Annotated in this window: 19 protein-coding genes; 7 read left to right on the forward strand and 12 right to left on the reverse strand. The window is 53.0% G+C overall.

Going from position 1 to position 19,295, the window contains the following annotated elements:
* The first annotated feature begins 1 nt into the window (after position 1).
* Positions 2 to 829: an FAD-binding domain-containing protein gene (locus RHH27_RS04425; RefSeq protein ID WP_206201236.1), complete on the forward strand. Its 828-nt coding sequence runs from the start codon at positions 2 to 4 to the stop codon at positions 827 to 829.
* A gap of 2 nt (positions 830 to 831) precedes the next feature.
* Here the strand turns inward: RHH27_RS04425 and RHH27_RS04430 are convergent, their stop codons facing one another.
* The 5 genes from RHH27_RS04430 to RHH27_RS04450 all read right to left on the reverse strand — a co-directional run bounded on the left by RHH27_RS04430 (position 832) and on the right by RHH27_RS04450 (position 4,662).
* Positions 832 to 1,269: an ATP-binding protein gene (locus RHH27_RS04430; RefSeq protein ID WP_149817272.1), complete on the reverse strand. Its 438-nt coding sequence runs from the start codon at positions 1,267 to 1,269 to the stop codon at positions 832 to 834.
* A gap of 234 nt (positions 1,270 to 1,503) precedes the next feature.
* Positions 1,504 to 2,448 carry a branched-chain amino acid ABC transporter permease gene (locus RHH27_RS04435; protein ID WP_206201237.1) on the reverse strand — a complete coding sequence of 315 codons (945 nt, stop codon included), beginning with the start codon at positions 2,446 to 2,448 and terminating at the stop codon, positions 1,504 to 1,506.
* Positions 2,449 to 2,456: 8 nt separating this feature from the next.
* Positions 2,457 to 2,753, reverse strand: coding sequence for a hypothetical protein (locus tag RHH27_RS04440; RefSeq protein ID WP_302678961.1), 297 nt, complete (start codon positions 2,751 to 2,753; stop codon positions 2,457 to 2,459).
* A gap of 14 nt (positions 2,754 to 2,767) precedes the next feature.
* Positions 2,768 to 4,009, reverse strand: coding sequence for a hypothetical protein (locus RHH27_RS04445; protein WP_206201239.1), 1,242 nt, complete (start codon positions 4,007 to 4,009; stop codon positions 2,768 to 2,770).
* A 44-nt stretch (positions 4,010 to 4,053) separates the two neighbouring features.
* On the reverse strand, positions 4,054 to 4,662 hold the full coding sequence (locus RHH27_RS04450) for a hypothetical protein (RefSeq protein WP_206201240.1): 609 nt from the start codon (positions 4,660 to 4,662) through the stop codon (positions 4,054 to 4,056).
* A gap of 173 nt (positions 4,663 to 4,835) precedes the next feature.
* Between RHH27_RS04450 and RHH27_RS04455 the strand changes: the two genes are divergently transcribed.
* The 5 genes from RHH27_RS04455 (at position 4,836) to RHH27_RS04475 (ending at position 12,165) form a co-directional block, all read left to right on the forward strand.
* Entirely contained in the window at positions 4,836 to 5,846 is a 1,011-nt protein-coding gene (locus tag RHH27_RS04455; protein ID WP_302678962.1) for an isochorismatase, read from the forward strand.
* Between the two features lie 77 nt (positions 5,847 to 5,923).
* Positions 5,924 to 6,970, forward strand: a complete 1,047-nt coding sequence (fbp, locus tag RHH27_RS04460) for a class 1 fructose-bisphosphatase (protein ID WP_302678963.1) — start codon at positions 5,924 to 5,926, stop codon at positions 6,968 to 6,970.
* 3 nt (positions 6,971 to 6,973) lie between these two features.
* The gene (gene zwf, locus RHH27_RS04465; protein WP_302678964.1) at positions 6,974 to 8,503 is read left to right on the forward strand and encodes a glucose-6-phosphate dehydrogenase; all 1,530 of its coding nucleotides are present in this window, start codon (positions 6,974 to 6,976) and stop codon (positions 8,501 to 8,503) included.
* A gap of 66 nt (positions 8,504 to 8,569) precedes the next feature.
* Positions 8,570 to 9,904: a glucose-6-phosphate dehydrogenase assembly protein OpcA gene (gene opcA, locus RHH27_RS04470; RefSeq protein ID WP_206201244.1), complete on the forward strand. Its 1,335-nt coding sequence runs from the start codon at positions 8,570 to 8,572 to the stop codon at positions 9,902 to 9,904.
* Between the two features lie 11 nt (positions 9,905 to 9,915).
* Positions 9,916 to 12,165, forward strand: a complete 2,250-nt coding sequence (locus RHH27_RS04475; RefSeq protein ID WP_302678965.1) for a cation:proton antiporter — start codon at positions 9,916 to 9,918, stop codon at positions 12,163 to 12,165.
* On the opposite strand, the gene RHH27_RS04480 is transcribed toward RHH27_RS04475, so the two are convergent.
* The 4 genes from RHH27_RS04480 to RHH27_RS04495 form a co-directional block, all read right to left on the reverse strand.
* Positions 12,129 to 13,148, reverse strand: coding sequence for an EcsC family protein (locus tag RHH27_RS04480; protein WP_302678966.1), 1,020 nt, complete (start codon positions 13,146 to 13,148; stop codon positions 12,129 to 12,131). The genes RHH27_RS04475 and RHH27_RS04480 overlap by 37 nt on opposite strands.
* 50 nt (positions 13,149 to 13,198) lie before the next feature.
* Complete coding sequence (locus tag RHH27_RS04485; RefSeq protein WP_206201247.1) at positions 13,199 to 13,771, reverse strand: Uma2 family endonuclease; 573 nt, start codon at positions 13,769 to 13,771, stop codon at positions 13,199 to 13,201.
* Positions 13,772 to 13,905: 134 nt separating this feature from the next.
* Positions 13,906 to 15,819: a tRNA uridine-5-carboxymethylaminomethyl(34) synthesis enzyme MnmG gene (mnmG, locus tag RHH27_RS04490; RefSeq protein WP_302678967.1), complete on the reverse strand. Its 1,914-nt coding sequence runs from the start codon at positions 15,817 to 15,819 to the stop codon at positions 13,906 to 13,908.
* A 28-nt stretch (positions 15,820 to 15,847) separates the two neighbouring features.
* Entirely contained in the window at positions 15,848 to 16,138 is a 291-nt protein-coding gene (locus tag RHH27_RS04495; RefSeq protein WP_149817300.1) for a YggT family protein, read from the reverse strand.
* A 292-nt stretch (positions 16,139 to 16,430) separates the two neighbouring features.
* Here RHH27_RS04495 and RHH27_RS04500 point away from each other — a divergent pair, with 292 nt between their 5' ends.
* Entirely contained in the window at positions 16,431 to 17,381 is a 951-nt protein-coding gene (locus RHH27_RS04500) for a hypothetical protein (RefSeq protein WP_206201249.1), read from the forward strand.
* A gap of 69 nt (positions 17,382 to 17,450) precedes the next feature.
* On the opposite strand, the gene RHH27_RS04505 is transcribed toward RHH27_RS04500, so the two are convergent.
* The 3 genes from RHH27_RS04505 to dcm are packed head-to-tail and all read right to left on the reverse strand — an operon-like array spanning position 17,451 to position 19,260.
* Entirely contained in the window at positions 17,451 to 17,867 is a 417-nt protein-coding gene (locus tag RHH27_RS04505; protein ID WP_302678968.1) for a BsaWI family type II restriction enzyme, read from the reverse strand.
* A 27-nt stretch (positions 17,868 to 17,894) separates the two neighbouring features.
* Positions 17,895 to 18,275, reverse strand: a complete 381-nt coding sequence (locus tag RHH27_RS04510) for a hypothetical protein (RefSeq protein WP_302678969.1) — start codon at positions 18,273 to 18,275, stop codon at positions 17,895 to 17,897.
* Between the two features lie 7 nt (positions 18,276 to 18,282).
* A complete protein-coding gene (dcm, locus tag RHH27_RS04515; protein WP_302678970.1) occupies positions 18,283 to 19,260 on the reverse strand; it encodes a DNA (cytosine-5-)-methyltransferase in 978 nt (325 codons plus the stop codon).
* Between the last annotated feature and the right edge of the window lie 35 nt (positions 19,261 to 19,295).

The following is a 19,295-nucleotide window of genomic DNA, read 5'->3' on the forward strand; positions in this document are numbered from 1 at the left end:
GATGACAAATTCTGCTAAAGACCTGCTCGCGGCTGCTGCTGTGGAGCGAATGGCGGGAACTCGTGATGCCTATGTGCCCTATCTGCGCCAAGTCTTTGCCGATGTGGTGGGGGAGGATGACGCGGTCAGTGAAACCCGTGGTGGCTTAGCAGCAGCCCAAGAGCGTTTGGCCAAGATACAGCCTCTACGGTATGGCAAGAGTCGCAACTTTTTGGCGGGGGCAGTAACGGGGCTTTCGGCCTATTTGCGCCACGGGGTGATCAGTTTGGCGGCGGTGCGCGATCGCCTGCGGGAAGTGGTGTCTCACCCCTATCAAGCGGAAGCCTTACTGCAACAACTGGCGTGGCGAGACTATTGGCAGCGCCTCTATATCCGTTGGGGCGATCGCCTGTGGCAGGACATCGAACCCTATAAAACGGGTTGGCAAGCAACCGATTATCAAACCGACTTACCTCCTGCACTCATCGCAGCGGAAACGGGACTGGCCTGTATGGATGCCTTTAGTGCCGACCTACAACGAATGGGCTACTTGCATAACCATGCGCGGTTATGGTTGGCAGCCTATGTGGTGCATTGGTGTCGGGTGCGCTGGCAGGCGGGAGCCGCTTGGTTTTTGCAGCATCTCCTCGATGGCGATCCGGCCAGTAATAACCTCTCGTGGCAGTGGGTGGCCAGTACCTTTAGCCACAAGCCCTACTTTTTTAACCGTCAAAACCTCGAGCGCTATAGCGATGGCAAATACTGTCGCCAGTGTGCGATGGGCGATCGCTGTCCCTTTGATGCCACCTACGAGGAATTGGCAGCCCGCCTTTTCCCCCACAAGGAATAGGGTTATTGGGGAGTCGGCTTCACGGTTTTGCGCAGAATCAAACAGTTACCCGTATTGCCCACGCGCTGATAGTCCAATTCATCCATGATGGTTGCCAAGAGGCGTAGGCCGCGTCCCCCTTCGGCATCGAGGGCAATTTGGCTGGGGAGTGTTGCCAGTTTGGCCATCAAATCAAAGGGATCCCCTTGATCCCAAATGCGCAATTCAATCACAGTGTCTGCAAGGGAGAGATCAATGCGAATGGGGGTATCGCTGGCGCGATCGCGATGGGCATGGCGCACAGCATTGGTAAACCCCTCGGCAAGGGCGAGTTCCAATTTCAACCACTCTTCGATGGGCAGCGTCGTGGGGCGATATTGATTGAACCATGCCAAGAGAGCCTCCAGTTGGGTCAGGTCACTGGTCAGGGTTAGGGAAACCGTGGTGAAGGGAGGCGTCATAGGCTGAGTTGTCCTTGCTGGGGTGGAATCAGTTGCAGAGCTTTAGGATCGGATACCAAGAGGTCAAAAACAGCTCCGCAGCTCGCCCTGCCCACTGAATGTAAAGGATGCAAATGGAGCCATGACGAATAGACGTTTCGCCGCTGGAGGGCTGCTGAGATGGGCTGCAGGAGAAAGAGGGTTCAATGGGGCAACGCAGATGGGACATGAAGCAGCCAAATGCAGGAGGACTGATTACATTTTCCTCGTTTTGTTGCCCAATAGGGTGCACCAGAGCGATCGCCAGTTGGGAGGCTGGCACAACCCCTGGGGAAAGAACCGTGTGCCGAGGATAATCAGCAACCCATAGAGCATCAGACGGCCATCGCGGAAAAAAGTGGCCACTGCCACTGGCAAATAGGGTTGATCGGCGAGTCCCCGCAGGAGTTCAGGCAGAGCTGTAAAGAGCATACCGCCAGCGATCGCCCCCACAAACGTGCGATTGCCCCCCACCAGCACTGCTGTCAGTGCCAACACCCCCATATCAAACGTGCCCTGACGCGGATTCCAAGTATTCAAAAGATGGGCCGCCAAAACTCCCGCCACCCCCGCTAGAATTGCCCCCAAGACAAAACCCAAAACCTTGTAGCGAGTGGTATCAATGCCAAGGGTCTGTGCCACCAATTCATCGGCACGAATGGCCTGCATCGCCTTGCCCGCACGGGTCTGTTCCAAGCGACCGATGGCGATCGCCACCATGACCAGCAAGGGCAGCGTCAGCCACAAATAGCCCAAGGGTGTACTAAAGGGTTGGGGAATGCCAAAGATGCCGATCGCCCCCCCGGTCACCTCCAGATTGAGTGCCAACACCCGCAGCACCTCAGAGAAAGCAATCGTGGCAATGGCAAAATAAATGCCCCGTAACCGCAGCACCGGCACCCCCAAGCCCCAGCCCACCACACCACAGACCACAGCCGCCAACACCATTTCCCCCAGCACCAAGGGCACGGGATAGGGGTTCAGGTCAGGAAAAAGACGGGTTGAGACCAAGGCAGCAATATAGCCACCCATGGCATAAAACGCTGGACTCGCAAGGGAGAGTTGGCCACTCATCAGGGGCAAATAGAGCGACAAGGCCAGCATCGCCCCCAAGGTCATTGAAACCAGTAGGAAGTCGTACGTGCCGAGCCAACCCGCCATAATTACTGCTAAACATCCATTGCACAGGCCGGCACGCTGGCCGCAGCAAGCTGCTGCAACTCCGCAATAATGGCTGCTTCGAGGGCGTTATCCCCAAGGCGAATCGTCAGACGCGACAGCCGCAGGGAGGCCGTAATCCGACCGCTAGGGAAATCGAGCCACACCAACTGTTGAAATTGGCGACAGCGACCACCATGGCGCTGGGCAAGGGTAGTGAGTTCCTCGTTGGTGGGCGATCGCCCCAGATCCACATCAACCACCCATGTACCGCCACATTCCCGCCGTTTAGAGAGTTGAATTGGCATTCTCAGAACTTAACTTATAGGCGTTGAGCATAAAATTCACACCAGGGATCACCCTTTTCCCGCGCCTTCACCTCTGCCCCTTGAAACACACCGCCCCGTTGAAAGAGACGATTGTAAAACGCCTCATCTAAGACAGGCTTCTGTTGAATGCGCCCGTTATAGACGATGTTCATCATTGCCGGTACCGCCCCTTGGGCAAAATAACAGGCCGGTTGCAGGGTATGGGGATAGGAAGCCAAGAAGTAGTTGGTTTCGTAGTTGCCATCAATGGCCACCCGACAGGATTCATTCCCGACCACCTCTAGGGCTTGCCAACGCCCCCATCCCAAACTACTGGCAACGGCATACCCCCCGTGAATCCAATCGGTATCGGTTTTTAACATCGGGCCAACGACCGTTTCCCACTCCAAAGACTCCATGATATTGCCAAAGGTGTAAAAGACACAAACATGGCCTGATTCACGGATCAAGGCCTGCCCCACCTCTAAAAGCTGCGGATCTACCTTTTGCAGCTCATCCAAGAAACGGTACTGAATGCGGTTGTAGTAGTTGGCAGGCATGCGCGTCAGCAGCACATTAAAGGCACGAATTTGACCATTCACATCCCCTTCCAGGGGCAGTCCCCAGAGGGCTTCGTTCACCGCATCGTAGTCCACACTGGTTTCTGGCTGCGGCAGGGGCGCCGGTTGATCAATGAGCTTGCCCATTTGCGGACTCGGTGTTAGGGAGCGGCGCACCGGTGCTTTGGTCACATGGATCATGCAGTGATCCTGCCGCGTCACCACCATACAACTGGTTTCTTCAGCCACATAGGTACCCAACGCCGCAAAGGTGGCATCTAGGGCTGCGGCCACATAACCCACCGCCAAGTGATCAATGGGTTTCGTGCGGCTCACCTGCTCACCGTATTTTCCAAGCCAGCCCTCTGCATAGTGGGAGTGGGTTAATTCCACCTCACCCCCTTCTTCTGTCACCTCAAAGTTGAGGCGGCCAAAGCCCAAAAAGCTAAAAATCTGGGCGGCGGTGGCAAGGCGTTCCGCTGGCGTTTGCACTCCCAACGTATTAAAGGCATTGGCGAGCAAGCTATAGAAAATCTCTTGGGCTGAGGTCTGTAGGATACTGACGCCATCAATCCAGTCGGGGTCTTCAATGGTTTGCTGGAGAAATAGGTTGTAGTGGTGGCAGTGGAAAATCACTGGTTCGTCAAAAAAAGCCACCAGCTTGCGGGGGCGATCGATACGGAGATGCTCAAACATAGGGCCAATCTTTTGTTAAATGGTGAAGGGTGAGTCAAATCAACCTAGGGAAGGGCAACCGGCAGGCGTTCCACACCCAAGATATCGGCCACGCCCTTGTAGAGAATGCGCACTTCCCGTTCATCCAACTGGCCTTTTTCCAATCGCTCGCGGTGCAAGCCCGTTTTCAACGACAGCCGCAGCGCCACAAAGTTGGGATCCGGCGCATAGCGACGGGCATAGCTAAGCAGCAGTTGAGCGACGGAGGTGGTGTTGTCTTGGACAGGCGGCAACAGGGGCTTGCCATCCGCCAAGATCGCCTTGATCCGCTCAAAGACCAGCTTCAGGTTCGTGCTACCCTTGGTGAGAAAGAGGACAAAGTAGGGAGTTTTGCTAAAGGCTTTGATGACCAATCGCACCTCTGCCGAACCCGCTAGCAGATAGTCTGCCTCTGAGGCCGGATCCACCACTTGGCACACGCGATTGTTGGCTCGCAGCAGATCGCTGGCATAGGCACCCAAAGAACTCAAGGACTCATTTTCAAGGCTATTGCCACTGTAGTTAATTTCGGCAATGGTTGCTCCATCCGTCGTGCGGCCAATTAACACAGCTAACACGCCCGGGACTCCGGCAATATGTTGCTCTAAAACACTCTTGAGTGTACGCACCAGCATTGCGAATTTCCCAATCAAGATTAAGCTTTGACTAACTCTACTTTATAGAGGTAATCAATTGTTGCGCATCCGTAGAATTTCTGATATTCTAGACTTTTATTAAAAATTAACAATTGTATCCAAAAATACTTTTTACACTATTTTGCAGCGGGTCTGCAGCGGATCCCTTGCCTATGGCGCCGATCAAAGAACTGCCTATCCCCGATTTTTTTGATGCCACTAAGGTTGCTCAAGTGTGGCGCGTTCCCTACCAAGAGCGAGCAGTGCAGGCGCGGCAATGGGCACAGCAGTATCAAATTCCCCCTGCCGCTGAGGATCGGCAGCGTACGATCCTTTTGCTCATTGATGTGCAAAACACCTTTTGCCTACCCGACTTTGAGCTATTTGTCCAAGGGGCGGTTGCGGATAATCAACGCCTCTGCCGCTTTATCTACACCCACCTTGCCCACATTAGCGAGATTATTGTTACCCTCGATACCCATACCGCCAGTCAAATTTTTCATCCCCTCTTTTGGCGAGATGCTACCGGGGAACCGCCGCCACCTCTAACCACGATTACCGTTGACGATGTTGAGCGGGGGCGATGGCAACCCAATCCCCATCTGCTAACCTCCCTCGGCATGACTGATCAAGAGAGTTTGCAGGCCTATGCCTGGCACTACGTTGCCCAGTTAGCCGCCAAAGGCAAATTTCCGTTGACGATTTGGCCTTACCACTCGATGCTGGGGGGGATTGGCCATGCCCTTGTGTCTGCTGTGGAGGAGGCCTGTTTCTTTCATACTGTGGCGCGACAGCAGCAAACCCGCATCGAACTCAAGGGGAGCCACCCCCTGACGGAGAATTATTCGGTGTTGCGTCCAGAGGTGAGCCATGACCTCCAAGGGCGTCCTTTAGTGGCGGTGAATAGCGCTTTGATTGAGCATCTGCTGGCGGGCGATCGCCTGATCATTGCGGGTCAAGCCAAAAGTCACTGTGTTGCTTGGACGGTCGCCGACCTGCTTAGTGAAATTCAGCAGCGCGATCCCCAACTAGCGCAACGCGTCTATCTCCTTGAGGATTGTATGTCCCCTGTGGTGGTGCCGGGGGTCGTGGACTTCAGCGAAACTGCCAATGCAACCTTTGCCCAGTTTGCTGCTGCCGGCATGCACCGCATCAGTACTAGCAGTGCTTCCCTGAATCTTTAGTTGATCTAAAGACTTACCACTTCTGAAAAGAGACAGTTTAGGATCGGGGCTAGATGCATCCTCACTAGGGAGGGGCTATGACTGATTTTGCAGCTCACGAACAAGCCCTCGATCGCGATTGTTTGACCCTATCTCGCCACGTTCTCCAGCAACTCCAAAGCTTTGACCCCGCTGCCCAAGACCTGAGTGCCCTGATGAATCGCATTGCCCTTGCTGGCAAACTGATTGCTCGCCGTTTGAGTCGAGCGGGTCTCATGGAGGGGGTGTTGGGCTTTACAGGGGCAGTGAACATCCAAGGGGAAGACGTCAAAAAAATGGATGTCTATGCCAATGAAGTCTTTATTGCGGCCTTCAAGCAAAGTGGCTTGGTGTGTCGCCTTGCTTCTGAGGAAATGGAAAAGCCCTACTACATTCCCGAAAACTGCCCCATTGGCCGCTACACGCTGCTTTACGATCCCCTCGATGGTTCCTCCAATGTGGACATTAACCTGAACGTAGGCTCCATTTTTGCGATTCGCCAGCAGGAGGGCACTGATCTAGACGGCACCGCTGCTGATCTTCTACAAGATGGCCACAAGCAAATTGCCGCGGGCTATATTCTCTATGGCCCTAGTACGATGCTGGTCTATTCCCTGGGCAGGGGCACCCATGTTTTTGTCCTTGACCCTAGCCTCGGCGAGTTTATTCTGGCGATCGAGAACCTGCAAATTCCCGCTAGTGGCTCCATCTACAGTGTCAACGAAGGCAACTTCTGGGCATGGGAAGAATCCATTCGTAACTATGTCCGCCATGTCCATCGCCAGCCCGGCTACAGTGCCCGCTACAGTGGTGCCCTTGTCGGCGATATTCACCGCATCCTTATGCAGGGGGGGGTCTTTCTCTATCCGGGCACCCAGAAAAATCCCGCGGGGAAGTTGCGTCTACTCTACGAAGCGGCACCGATCGCCTTCCTCGTGGAACAGGCCGGTGGCAAAGCCAGTACCGGCACCCAACCCCTCCTCGATGTCGTGCCTGATCATCTGCACATGCGCACACCACTCATTATTGGCAGCCCTGAGAACGTTGCCCTTGTGGAATCCTTTATTCAGCCTACCCCTGCCAACGCAACTGTGACACAGGTGTAACCCATGGTAACCCTATTTGAAAATCCCCTGCGGGTCGGATTACGCCAAGAGCGCACCCCAGAACCACTGATTCTAGTGATCTTTGGTGCCAGTGGAGATCTCACCCAGCGCAAGCTCATTCCCTCCATTTATCAACTGAAACTGGAACGCCGTCTACCCCCAGAACTCACCATTGTCGGGGTGGCGCGTCGTAACTGGAGTGATGACTATTTTCGCGAGCACCTGCGCCAAGGGGTTGAGGAATTTGGCGGCGGCATTCAGGCGGAACCCCTGTGGCAGGAATTTGCCCAAGGCCTGTTTTACTGCTCTGGCAATATGGATGATCCCGCCGCCTACACCAAGCTGAAAACCCTGCTGGCTGAGCTGGATGAAAAGCGCCAAACTCGCGGCAATCGCGTCTTTTACCTTGCGGTCGCACCGAACTTTTTCGTTGAAGCGATTCAACAACTAGGGGCAGCCGGTCTATTGAGTGATCCCCAAAAGCATCGCCTCGTCATTGAAAAGCCCTTTGGCCGCGATCTCACCTCTGCCCAAGCCCTCAATGAAGTGGTGCAGTCGGTGTGCAAAGAGGAGCAGGTTTACCGTATTGACCACTACCTCGGCAAAGAAACCGTTCAAAACCTGATGGTGTTTCGCTTTGCTAATGCTATTTTTGAACCCCTCTGGAACCGCCAGTACGTAGATCATGTGCAGATTACCGTTGCCGAAACCGTGGGGGTTGAAGACCGCGCGGGCTACTATGAAACTTCGGGTGCTCTGCGGGACATGGTGCAAAACCACATCCTTCAGTTATTGGCCTTGACCGCCATGGAACCCCCCAATGCCCTCGATGCCGATAGTCTGCGCAACGAAAAGGTGAAGGTGCTCCAAGCCACCCGTTTAGCAGATTTGGATAATCTCGATGCCTGTGCTGTCCGCGGCCAATACCGAGCCGGCTGGATGAAGGGCAAACCTGTGGTGGGTTACCGCGAAGAACCGGGGGTGAGTCCCACCTCCACCACGCCCACCTATGTGGCACTCAAACTGGTGATTGATAACTGGCGCTGGCAGGGGGTGCCCTTTTATTTGCGCACGGGTAAACGCTTGGCAAAAAAAGTGACGGAAATCTCGATTCAGTTTCGCGATGTGCCCCTGCTGATTTTCCAGTCGGCCGCCCGCCAAACCAACCCCAATATTCTAACAATGCGTATCCAGCCGAATGAGGGGATTGCCCTGCGCTTTGAGGCAAAGATGCCCGGTGCAGATCTGCGCACGCGCACGGTGGAAATGGACTTTAGCTACGGCTCCTCCTTTGGAATGGCAACGGCGGATGCCTATGCGCGGCTCTTGCTGGACTGCATGCTCGGGGATCAAACCCTGTTTACCCGGGCGGATGAGGTGGAAGCGGCTTGGCGGGTGGTGATGCCGGTGCTCAGTGCTTGGGATGCCCCTACGGATCCAGACACGATTCCCACCTATGAAGCGGGGACATGGGATCCCGATGCCGCAGAAGCGATGATTAATGCCGATGGTCGGCGGTGGCGGCGACTGTGATCTTTATCCATCATGGGAAGAGATGGGAATCAAGGCCGAACTTCATTCACAGATAGGTACCTAGGTATGGCAACTGAATCAACTCCCCTCGTAGCGCTCCAAGATCCCGTGGATGTCTCATTAGATGATATTGAGCAAAGTTTGCGGCAAATTTGGCTCAGCCATGGCGGGGATGGTACGGCGCCAGCAGCAGTGCGGGCAACCACCTTTACCCTAGTTGTCTATGAGGCGGATGATACCCAACAATTGCTAGCGGCCTTGGGCTACTACACAGGCCCCATTGATGGTATTCTTGGCCCCCGCATGCAGTCGGCGATTCGTGCTGCTGAAAAGAATCACAACTTGCCCTTGACGGGTCGAGTCACGCCCCAACTGCGGCAGGCCTTGCAGGCAGAATATGCTCAGGGAACCCCTCGGAGCGATCGCTATGCCGTGGATATGCGCGGTAGTGGCATTGCTGACGCGATCGCCAGCCAAAATCCCTGTCGGGTGATTGCCCTGTGTCCTACCCTTGGCGAAGATACGGGAATTACTGCTCAGGTGGCGGCCTACTGCCCGATCAACAAAAAGATGCGCAGTTCCCTCGTTTGCTGTGAATACATTACCCTCAAGGGCACCCATAGCGCCTTCCAGCGGGTGGAACCCCTGTTGCAGTCTTTAATCATTCGCGAACTCCCCCGCTTTTTGTGGTGGAAGGGGGACTTGTTCAATAACTTTGAGTTGTTTCAAACCCTTGCGCCCCAATTTAGCCGCGTGATTGTGGATTCCAGTGAATTTCTCGATCCGCTGCGGGGCTTGCGGGCAATTGCCCCCCTCCTTGAACAACCGCTTCCCCTAACAGATCTAAACTGGCGCCGTCTGGGGGCATGGCAAGAACTGGCCGCCGAAGCCTTTGATCCCCCCGAACGCCGTTTGGCCATTCAGGAAATTGATCAGGTGGTCATTGACTACGAAAAGGGCAATCCCGCCCAAGCTTTAATGTACCTTGGCTGGTTAGCTTCCCGGCTTCAGTGGCAGCCGCGCCAGATCCGCCACGAGTGCGGTGACTATGATGTCTATCACGTGGAACTGGTGGCCTCCGATCAACGGTTGATTAAGGCAGAATTAGCAGGCATTCCCACGGGTGATGCTGGCCTCGTGCTGGGGGATTTAATTGACCTCAAACTCACCTCCTCCAATCTCCAAGCCGATTGCTGTACAATCATTTGCTCAGAAACCCGTGGCTGTATGCGCATGGAGGCCGGGGGCAGTGCTCAAATGTGCCGTACTTATCATGTGTCTCCCCTGAGTGATCTCACGGCTGAGGTGCTCTTGAGTCAGGAACTTCAGCGCTGGGGACAAGACTTCCTCTACAGTGAGAGTTTTGCCGTTGTGGCTCAGATGCTAGCCTTGATGCCCTAGCATGAGATCCCATGACCGAAGATTTTCGCCTTGTCATTGACCTCAGTGTGGTACTGGGGGCAGCGGCAGTAGGAGGTGTGTTGGCGGCTTTGCTGCGACAACCGATCCTGCTGGGCTACCTTTTGGCCGGTATGTTGGTCGGGCCAACGGGCTTGGGACTCCTCAAGGAAGTACCTCAAGTGGAAGGTTTGGCACAACTGGGGGTGGCCTTTTTGCTCTTTGCCCTAGGGGTGAGCTTCTCCCTCAGTGAAATTCGCAAAGTTCAAGGGGTTAGCTTGGGGGGCAGTGCCCTGCAAATTTTCCTGACCATTGCAGTTACAACGCTCATTTCCGTTGGGGTTGGCTGGGTAAGTTCCCCCAATCAGGGGATTTTCCTCGGTGCTGTCCTCTCCCTCTCTTCAACAGCAGTGGTGCTGCGCAGCCTCATGGATCGCAATGAGCTGGAGTCGATCCAAGGGCAAATTATGCTGGGCATCTTGGTGGTGCAGGATCTGGCGGTGGGCTTGATGATTGCCGTCTTACCCGCCCTGAACAAACCCCCAGAGGAGTTGGGACTTGCCCTCGGCCAAGCAGTCTTGACCATTGCTTTGATTGCCGTGGGGGCGATCGCCGCTGGGATGTGGTTGCTGCCCCCTCTGCTACGGCTACTGGCCAAAACAGAAAGTCGTGAGCTTTTCCTTTTAGGCGTCGTTGCCCTCTGTTTGGGAATTGCCCTGCTGACCCAGTATTTGGGGCTTTCGATTGAGATTGGTGCCTTTATTGCCGGTCTGATGATCTCCGAGGTGGAGTATGCCGATCAAACTCTCGATTACGTGGAATCGATCCGCAATGTCTTTACCACGCTCTTCTTCGCTTCCATTGGTATGCTCATTGATCCAGTGTTTCTCTGGCAGCACTTGGATCGCATTATTGAACTGGTCAGCCTAGTGATTCTGGGTAAATTCCTGATCACCACCCCCATAGTCAAGCTCTTTGGCTATTCGTGGAAAACGTCATTACTGGCGGGGATTGGGCTGGCTCAGATTGGGGAATTTTCCTTTGTGCTGCTGACGGCAGGGCGGGGCTTGGGATTGGTGTCCCAACAAGTTTATCTGCTCACCCTCGGCACGACAGCAGTGACGTTGCTGGTGACGCCCTTTTTGTTAAAGCTGGTGCCTGTGCTGTTGGAACTGCCCCTACTGCGCCGCATCCTCAAGGAAGATGAAATCCTCGACATGGATTTAACGGGGTTGCCGCAGCGGAACCATGTGATTGTCTGTGGCTATGGTCGCGTCGGCAAGAGTGTGGTGAAACTCCTCCAAAAACAAAATTATCCCGTGTTGGTCATTGAGCAAAGTGAAACGGTGATTAACGAAGTGCGCGATGCCCAACTGCCCTACATTTACGGCAATGCCGCTAGTACCACCATTCTGGCCAAAGCAGGCGTCGATCAAGCCCTTGGTATGGCGATCGCCCTCTCGGATAGTATGAGTACCCGCCTCTGTCTCAAGCGTGCCCTAGAGTTTGCCCCGGAACTGGATGTCATTGTGCGCGCCAATAGCGATCGCGACATTGAGTTGCTTTATCAACTGGGGGCACGGGAGGTGGTGCAGCCCGAGTTTGAAGCCAGTCTGGAGTTGGCCGCTCATCTATTCTTTACGCTAGGCATGGGTGAACGCCACATTCAGCAGCAGGTACAACAGGTGCGCGACAGCCACTACGCCAATTTGCGCGGCGATACTCCCCCTGAGGGAACCGCCCGTCTCCTGCGGCAAGCAGCTCAGGATATGAATAGTCGCTGGCTGACCGTCCCTGAGGATTCCCCCATTCGGGGCATGAGTCTTGCGGAAATTCAACTGCGCCAGTTGACGGGGGTGACTCTGTTGGCCATTGTCCGTGCCAATGGTACTGAGGTGGATTATCCCAGTGGTGAAACCTGTCTTGAGGGGGGCGATCGCCTCCTGATTGTTGGTCAGCCAGCAGAGTTTGCAGCTTGTGAAGCCCTGATCAATGGCCGTGTCAGTGTGCCCCAAGGGGAAACCTTGTTTCTTTGGATCATGTTGCCCAAAGAGATTGGCGAACAACATCGCACCATTGCCGATCTGCATCTGCCTGAGACCATCACCATCCGTGCCCTGCGGCGAGAGGGAACGCTGCTCTTGGAACCCAAGGAGGACTGTCCCCTAATGGCGGGCGATCGCCTCCTCCTCACTGGCTCTATGGCTGCCCTACAGCGCATTGGCGATCAACTGCAAGCACGATCCACTCCGCTGCCACCGTGAGCACGCAGTAGCCAACGCAACTGATAAACATATCGTGCGGTCGTTGCCACTTCTCGGGCAAATTGTTCGCTTTCCAGAACCCCCAAAGCAGTGCCAATCACGGGGATCAACTCGCCACTCAATTCTTCCCTCAACATCACTAATGCGCGACTCAACACCGCCTCCACCGTGTTGTCGGTAAAAACTTCAAAGGCACTGTCTTCCAAGAGGCCGGCGATCGCCCCCCGTTCACTGTCCTCAGAAGGATGCAGCAAACTCAACAATAGATGCTGACGTTCCTTGGCAGTGCCGGCAAAACTGATCCCCAATGTGCCCCAGATGATGTGCTGTTCAACTGTGGTCTCACTGCCAAAGCCATAGCACAAGCCCACCGCTTGAATGGTTTTGAGACCCAATAGCAGAGTCAACCCCACATCCACCAGTTCGCCCAGAAAGTCAAAGGGAGCAGTGATCAGGGCTTCCAAGGCAGCGTTGGTCAAGGCCGCACCGGCAACCCTAGCTTGCAGGCGATCGCACACCTCTAGGGGTTGATCCTTGAGATCCTGCCAATGATCGACTGGCATCCGAGTGTTCCCCAATCGCTGTTTCAGGTGTTGCCAAGCCTGATCACTATTGGCTAGTAGGCGATCGCCCGCCTTACGCAGAATCGCTAGATGTTCAGGGGACAACATCCGACTGATATGACGCTCGACTGTGGCATTGACCGATTGCACCGCCTGTTGCAGAGGGTTCGTTTCCTCCCGCAGCCACGCACTGATTTTTTTAATTTGTTGCCGCTCATAATCCGTAAGAGCAAGATTGCGGGTCATCGTGGCCACACCCGGCGATAACAAACCGTAAGATGAGAACCTTGCTCCTGCCGCAGCAATTGCCAAGCCGCCACAAACCAGCGCCATAATTCCCCCATAGAGTAACCGCGATAGCGACAAACCACTCCACGAATCAGGGCACTGACCTAGGGCGCGCCAAGCCTCGACACTCATGCTGGGGAAGGGCAGTACGAACGGCAGAGCCGTCCTATAATAGAGAATCCCTAATCCCAAATCAAGGTGAAATCCATTACAAAGTTAGGCAACAGGGGCTCTCCTGAAAGACAAGGGGGATGTTCCAAAACCTGCACAGCTTGCCCAGATCGATAACAGTAAACCTGTCGCATTTCGGGATCAACTAACCAACCCAGTTGGGCACCATTGTCCACATACTCCTGCATCTTGACTTGGAGAGCAGCCAAATCATCGGTTGGCGACTTGAGTTCCAACACAAAATCAGGACAGATGGGGGCAAAGCGGCGCCGTTGCTCAGGGGTGAGGCGTTGCCAGCGACTTTTTTCAATCCAAGCAGCATCAGGGGAGCGAATGGCGCCATTGGGTAAACGAAAACCAGCGGAGGAGTCAAAGGCTACACCCAGCTTTGTTTGTTGGTTCCAGTGCCATAACTGGGCACTGAGACTGAGGTTTTGACGGCTACTTTCACTGCCGGCAGGCGCCATGGCAATCAATTCTCCCTGAGCGCTACGCTCTAGCCGTAGCTCAGGGTTACTACGGCAAAGTTGCTCGAAGGCTTCATCAGTTAATTCAATCGTGGGACGCAGGTTCAGAGCAATCATGGGTTTGTTTTGCAAAAAAGGGAGCTTTTGGCCAAGGGAGATGCTTGCTCGCTTCCCCAACTGGGTTGCCAGAAGTATACAGGGGAGCTTGATGTCTGACATAGGACAACTCTAGTTCAGCCGGCCACACGGTTCTAGCTCCCCACCGCCGTTAGGGATTGCCGCTGCTGTTGCACTTGGAGATAGACCAAAAGGGCATTAATATCTGCCGGGTTGACCCCACCAATACGGCTGGCTTGACCAATGGTGAGGGGGCGGATGGTACTGAGTTTTTCCCGTGCTTCCATTGAAAGGGTGGGGATGGCAAAGTAATCCAAATCCGCAGGGAGCGGACGCTGGTCTTGACGGGCAATCTGCTCAATTTCCCGTTGCTGCCGTTCAATGTAGCCGGCGTATTTAATGGCAATTTCAACCGCCTCTTTCTCTTGGGGAGTCAGATCGGGATTGCCAAGGCCATGGCGATCCAGTAGGTCGTAATGTACCCCCGATCGCCGCAGCAACTCATCAAGGGCAATGGCACTCTTAATCGCTTGACCCGTCGCGGCCACAATCGCTTCGCCCACGGGTTCATGGGCTTTAATGCGCGTCATTTGCAGGCGTTGGGTCTCCGCCGCAAGGCGCTGTTGCTTTGCTTGAAACACTTGCCACTGGGCTTCACTCACCAAGCCAATCTCGTGCCCCAAGGGGGTGAGCCGCTGGTCAGCATTGTCCGATCGCAACACCAAGCGATATTCCGAGCGGCTGGTGAGCATGCGGTAGGGTTCCCGCAGTTCCTTCGTGCACAGATCATCAATCAGGGTGCCGATGTAGCTCTCTTGGCGTGGGAAGGTGATCATCGGTTTCCCCTGAACAAAGCGAGCCGCATTGATCCCGGCCACAATCCCTTGGGCGGCGGCCTCCTCATAGCCGGTGGTACCGTTGATTTGTCCGGCACAAAACAGCCCCTGAATCTTTTTCGTCATCAGGGTGGGAAAGCACTGGGTTGCCGGCAAGTAGTCGTATTCCACTGCATAGGCCGGACGCAGCATGATGCAGTTTTCTAGCCCCGGCAGGGTGCGCAACAGTTGCAATTGCAGCGATTCCGGTAGCCCCGTGGAAAAGCCTTGGATATAGAGTTCTGGTGTATCGCGGCCTTCGGGTTCAATGAAAATTTGATGGCTTTCTTTGTCAGCAAAGCGGACAATTTTATCCTCAATACTGGGGCAGTAGCGGGGGCCTTTGGCATCCACCCAACCGCCATAGACGGGCGTCAGGTGCAAATTTTCGCGAATGAGTTGGTGGGTAGCAGCGGTGGTGCGCGTCAAGTAGCAGTTCATTTGGGGTCTTTCCACCCATGCGGTGGGGTCAAAGCTAAACCAGCGTACCTGCTCATCTGGGGGTTGCGGTTCCATCTTGCTGTAGTCCACCGATCGCCGATCTACCCGTGCGGGTGTTCCTGTTTTCAGGCGATCCACCTCAAAACCGAGCCGTGCTAAGGTTTGGGAGAGTCCCTCAGCGGCAAATTCGCCAGCCCGACCAGCGGCCATGGATTTATTTCCCACCCAAATGCGGCCACCGAGGAAGGTTCCCGTTGTCAGGATCACTGCTTGACAGCGAAAGGCGACGCCAAAGTAGGTTTCAACCCCAATCACCGTGTCATTGGCATCAAGGACTAAATCCGTGACCATGCCTTCGCGCACGAGCAAGTTGGGCTGATTTTCCACCACCTGCTTCATGACGGCGCTGTATTCGCGCTTATCGGTTTGCGCCCGCAATGCCCAGACCGCTGGCCCCCGTGAGGCATTCAGGAGCCGCTTTTGCAGATAAGTGCGATCGGTCACACGCCCAATTTCGCCCCCAAGGGCATCCACTTCATGCACCAGTTGCGATTTTGCGGGGCCACCCACGGCAGGATTACAGGGCTGCCAAGCAATTTTATCGAGGTTGAGGGTCAGCAAGAGGGTACGACAACCCAACCGTGCCGTTGCCAAGGCCGCTTCACAGCCGGCGTGACCGGCACCAACAACAATGACATCAAATTCATCCTGAAACGCAGGCAGCGTTGACATGGCGATTGCACCCTAGGCTAGCGATGGTTTAGAAGAACGTGGCGCTACTGGAGAACCCCGATAAGAGTTGGACAATAAATTGCAAGAGGAAGAAGGCAATAATCGGCGAAAAGTCAAGGCCACCGATGGGGGGAATCAGGCCACGAAAGATATTCAGGTAGGGATCCGTTAACTGACTGAGAATCGAAAAGGGCGGATTGTACCAGTTGATATTGGGAAACCACGACAGCAGAACCCGAATCAGCAGCACAATTAAGTAGATCTGCAAAAAGTTCGCAATCCCCATCAATAGAATGGGCAATACAGGTGCCTCGGTCATTGGTCTTCCCCTTGCAAATTCAAGTGCATCCCTTATTGTACCAATGCTGGCAAGAAGCTAGCCCCAGCGGTCATTCTCCCTCGCTAGACTAGGAAATAGAAGTTTCTGCATGCATTCCCATAAAGTTATCGCTGTGCCCCTGCATAGGGGAGCGATCGCCAAAGGATAAAGAGATAGAGGCCTGTCCGACAGCGGCTTTGACTGTTTTGGGCGGGTTCCATCCTTGGGAAAAGGGCTGTATTCTGGATGGCGGCGTTTTCATTGACATTCAACTGAAGTTCAGGGGTTCAATATGTTACAGATGTCGGCCACGGGTCATATATTGGTGGGCACCTATGCCCTGATTGGATTTACCATCTCTGGCCTATCGTTTTTGCGGGCTTGGGTACAGCGGCAGTACAAGGGTTCTGTGCAACGTTTGAAGGAAGAGTGCGATCGCCTGCACCGGATTGTCAGCGAACAAGCCCAGCGCATCGAAGGGCTAAAGGAACTAGTCAGCCGTAGCGAGCAGGAGCGCGATCGCCAGCGCCAAGAAATTGAGCAATTGCGCTCAGAGGTGGAACGGTTGCAAAACCGCTGTCAAGAGCTAGAAGACCAACAACAGCAACTACACACTCAAGTTAGTGACTATCGCCAACAGGTGGTGGAATTGACGCATGCCCTCAACACTAGCCAAGCGGAAAACGAAGCCCTACGGGACAATTGCGATCGCTATCGCCAAGAGCTAGAAGACCAACAACAGCAACTACACACTCAAGTTAGTGACTATCGCCAACAGGTGGCGGAATTGACGCATGCCCTCAACACTAGCCAAGCGGAAAACAAAGCCCTACGGGACAATTGCGATCGCTATCGCCAAGAGCTAGAAACCGCCTACCAGCGCAGTAGCAGCCTCGAAGAAGAATACGCCAGTCAAACGGCGACATTGACCGCTTCTCTGACCACGATTGAAGCCACCTGTCGCGAAAAAGAGGCAGAACTAGCGGCTTGTCATGCCACAGTCAGCGAGCGCGATCGTGAAATTGACGGGCTACGCCATGAGATTACAGATCTTAACCAAGAAGTTGAGCAGCTTCAGCAAACTGTTGAACACCTGCAAACACAGAAGCAAGGAGCAAATATCTACGCCCAATGGCTGACATGGCTCAGCAGCACCGTGGCGATCGCAACTCTAGTACTCAACCTTGGGCCTTGGAGTCCGCTGTGGACAGCCATCTATTCTCACCTGCCGATGTTTTCCTAGAGATTCAAATTGTTCGCTATAGTTTGCTGATACTAGGGGGCATAAAACTGCCCCTTTTTTATTTGCGGGTTAAAACAAACTAAGCTGAACATAGGGATTTGACAGCTTTTCTATAGCAAATGGAATTAAGTTAGAAAGAGGATAAATAAACGCATCTTCTGTAAAATCTATTATTTCCTTAGCGATAAAAGACCGATCAAAGAATTTCAACATTCCGCGTTGCTGAGGGTTATTAATTTCGTTATAAAAGTTTGTTGTTGCAAAGCAAATAATCGGAACTACTGACGATCGATAGGAGATATTATATTTTTCGCATAATTCAGGGCTATGTAGAGCAACTTCCATTAGGAGTTTCCACTTATAAGTTTGAGCCGCCCTTTCCCTTAAGGATGTTTTAAGAGACAAAATGATATAGCTTTCAGGTGTATGTTTTTGCTTAATATTATTATTTGCATAAATCACAATATCCATATCTGGTTTTTGCACTTCATTTTGGATATTGATATTAATTGACTACCTGAAATTTGGAACACTTGATAGCTGAGATGTTATGAACATCCATTCAGGTATGTTTTTGCAACACTTGTTAACAAGAAAGATGTAAATTAAGGCGTTTGAAAAAGCATTGCCAGCAATGCTCTTTATTGCTTGATTTTTATTCTCTATTTTCCCCTGTTGAACCTTTTGATCTAAAAGTATTTCCACATCAATCTGAGAAGCTCGTATGATGTCGTGTAACTGGTTAAGCACTAATAGCCATGCTTCCTTAATGTTTTTCTGACTAGCAACCCATTGATTAATTCTCTTAACAATAGGCTTCATGTAATACTTATTGCCTGAACATATCTTTCTTAAAACTTTCTTTTCCTGCTTGCTTAAAACCTTGAATGACATATCTGAACTAAAAGAGCGTAAGCTGCCTAGTTTGTTTTAATAATTTTCCCTGCTTTAGGGATTTTAATATCTCATCAGCAATAACTTTCACCAGCGGCACCACAACTGAATTGCCAAACTGCTGGTATGCCCTTGTATCACTCACCACAATTTTGAAAGAGTCGGGAAACCCCATTAAGCGGGCACATTCCCTTGGCGTCAGGCGGTGGGGATTCTTGTTTTCTTGGGGAATGAGGATTTCCGAGCCATCTTTGTAATACCTTGCGCTTAATGTTCGGGTTACTCCCTCTAAATCAACTAGCCCATAGCCAAATCCATTACCACGGGCACGATGCTTTTCAGCATAGTTTTGCAAATACTGCCACAGATGATTGCTCAACGTATATTTAGCATCTACTGACGGTTCCAGAATATCCCTAACTCTATGTTGCTGAATTGGTACCTGAGGAAATGTAAATTCAAGGGGTTCTCTAAAACCCACAATAAAAATTCTTTCTCGATGCTGGGGCACAAAATGAACAGCATTGATGACTTGGTAATAGATGTAGTATCCCAAATCATTTAGAATTTCTTGAATCCTTTGAAAGGTTCTACCGCGATCGTGGCTTTGAAGATTTTTAACATTTTCTAGCAAAAAAGCCCTAGGACGTTTATCGTTGATGATCCTCGCAATTTCAAAAAATAGATTGCCTTGAGTCGGGTGCTGAAAACCATGATTCATTCCTAGGGCATTGTGCTTGCTGACACCCGCAATGCTAAAGGGCTGACAGGGAAAACCCGCTAATAATATGTCATGGTCAGGAATCCTCTCCGAGGGGATTTGAGTAATGTCTCCTGCTGGCACTTCGCCAAAGTTTGCTTCGTAGGTTATTTGGGCAAACTTATTCCACTCTGAGCTAAAAACACAGCAACCACCTGCTTGGCTAAAACCGAGCCGCATGCCACCGATGCCAGCAAATAGATCAATGAAGGTTGGCTGCCCCATAGCAGTCTAGGGTTAGGTGTCGTCTCTATTTATCC

Origin of the sequence: Thermosynechococcus sp. PP555, assembly GCF_031583225.1 — a bacterium.
Classification (GTDB): Bacteria; Cyanobacteriota; Cyanobacteriia; order Thermosynechococcales; family Thermosynechococcaceae; genus Thermosynechococcus.

What these genes read in the sequence shown, in the direction of transcription:
- RHH27_RS04425 (WP_206201236.1), top strand. Translation starts at nt 2, where the DNA reads ATGACAAATTCTGCTAAAGACCTGCTCGCGGCTGCTGCTGTGGAGCGA.
- RHH27_RS04430 (WP_149817272.1), bottom strand. Translation starts at nt 1,269, where the DNA reads ATGACGCCTCCCTTCACCACGGTTTCCCTAACCCTGACCAGTGACCTG.
- RHH27_RS04435 (WP_206201237.1), bottom strand. Translation starts at nt 2,448, where the DNA reads ATGGCGGGTTGGCTCGGCACGTACGACTTCCTACTGGTTTCAATGACC.
- RHH27_RS04440 (WP_302678961.1), bottom strand. Translation starts at nt 2,753, where the DNA reads ATGCCAATTCAACTCTCTAAACGGCGGGAATGTGGCGGTACATGGGTG.
- RHH27_RS04445 (WP_206201239.1), bottom strand. Translation starts at nt 4,009, where the DNA reads ATGTTTGAGCATCTCCGTATCGATCGCCCCCGCAAGCTGGTGGCTTTT.
- RHH27_RS04450 (WP_206201240.1), bottom strand. Translation starts at nt 4,662, where the DNA reads ATGCTGGTGCGTACACTCAAGAGTGTTTTAGAGCAACATATTGCCGGA.
- RHH27_RS04455 (WP_302678962.1), top strand. Translation starts at nt 4,836, where the DNA reads ATGGCGCCGATCAAAGAACTGCCTATCCCCGATTTTTTTGATGCCACT.
- fbp (WP_302678963.1), top strand. Translation starts at nt 5,924, where the DNA reads ATGACTGATTTTGCAGCTCACGAACAAGCCCTCGATCGCGATTGTTTG.
- zwf (WP_302678964.1), top strand. Translation starts at nt 6,974, where the DNA reads ATGGTAACCCTATTTGAAAATCCCCTGCGGGTCGGATTACGCCAAGAG.
- opcA (WP_206201244.1), top strand. Translation starts at nt 8,570, where the DNA reads ATGGCAACTGAATCAACTCCCCTCGTAGCGCTCCAAGATCCCGTGGAT.
- RHH27_RS04475 (WP_302678965.1), top strand. Translation starts at nt 9,916, where the DNA reads ATGACCGAAGATTTTCGCCTTGTCATTGACCTCAGTGTGGTACTGGGG.
- RHH27_RS04480 (WP_302678966.1), bottom strand. Translation starts at nt 13,148, where the DNA reads ATGAGTGTCGAGGCTTGGCGCGCCCTAGGTCAGTGCCCTGATTCGTGG.
- RHH27_RS04485 (WP_206201247.1), bottom strand. Translation starts at nt 13,771, where the DNA reads ATGATTGCTCTGAACCTGCGTCCCACGATTGAATTAACTGATGAAGCC.
- mnmG (WP_302678967.1), bottom strand. Translation starts at nt 15,819, where the DNA reads ATGTCAACGCTGCCTGCGTTTCAGGATGAATTTGATGTCATTGTTGTT.
- RHH27_RS04495 (WP_149817300.1), bottom strand. Translation starts at nt 16,138, where the DNA reads ATGACCGAGGCACCTGTATTGCCCATTCTATTGATGGGGATTGCGAAC.
- RHH27_RS04500 (WP_206201249.1), top strand. Translation starts at nt 16,431, where the DNA reads ATGTTACAGATGTCGGCCACGGGTCATATATTGGTGGGCACCTATGCC.
- RHH27_RS04510 (WP_302678969.1), bottom strand. Translation starts at nt 18,275, where the DNA reads ATGTCATTCAAGGTTTTAAGCAAGCAGGAAAAGAAAGTTTTAAGAAAG.
- dcm (WP_302678970.1), bottom strand. Translation starts at nt 19,260, where the DNA reads ATGGGGCAGCCAACCTTCATTGATCTATTTGCTGGCATCGGTGGCATG.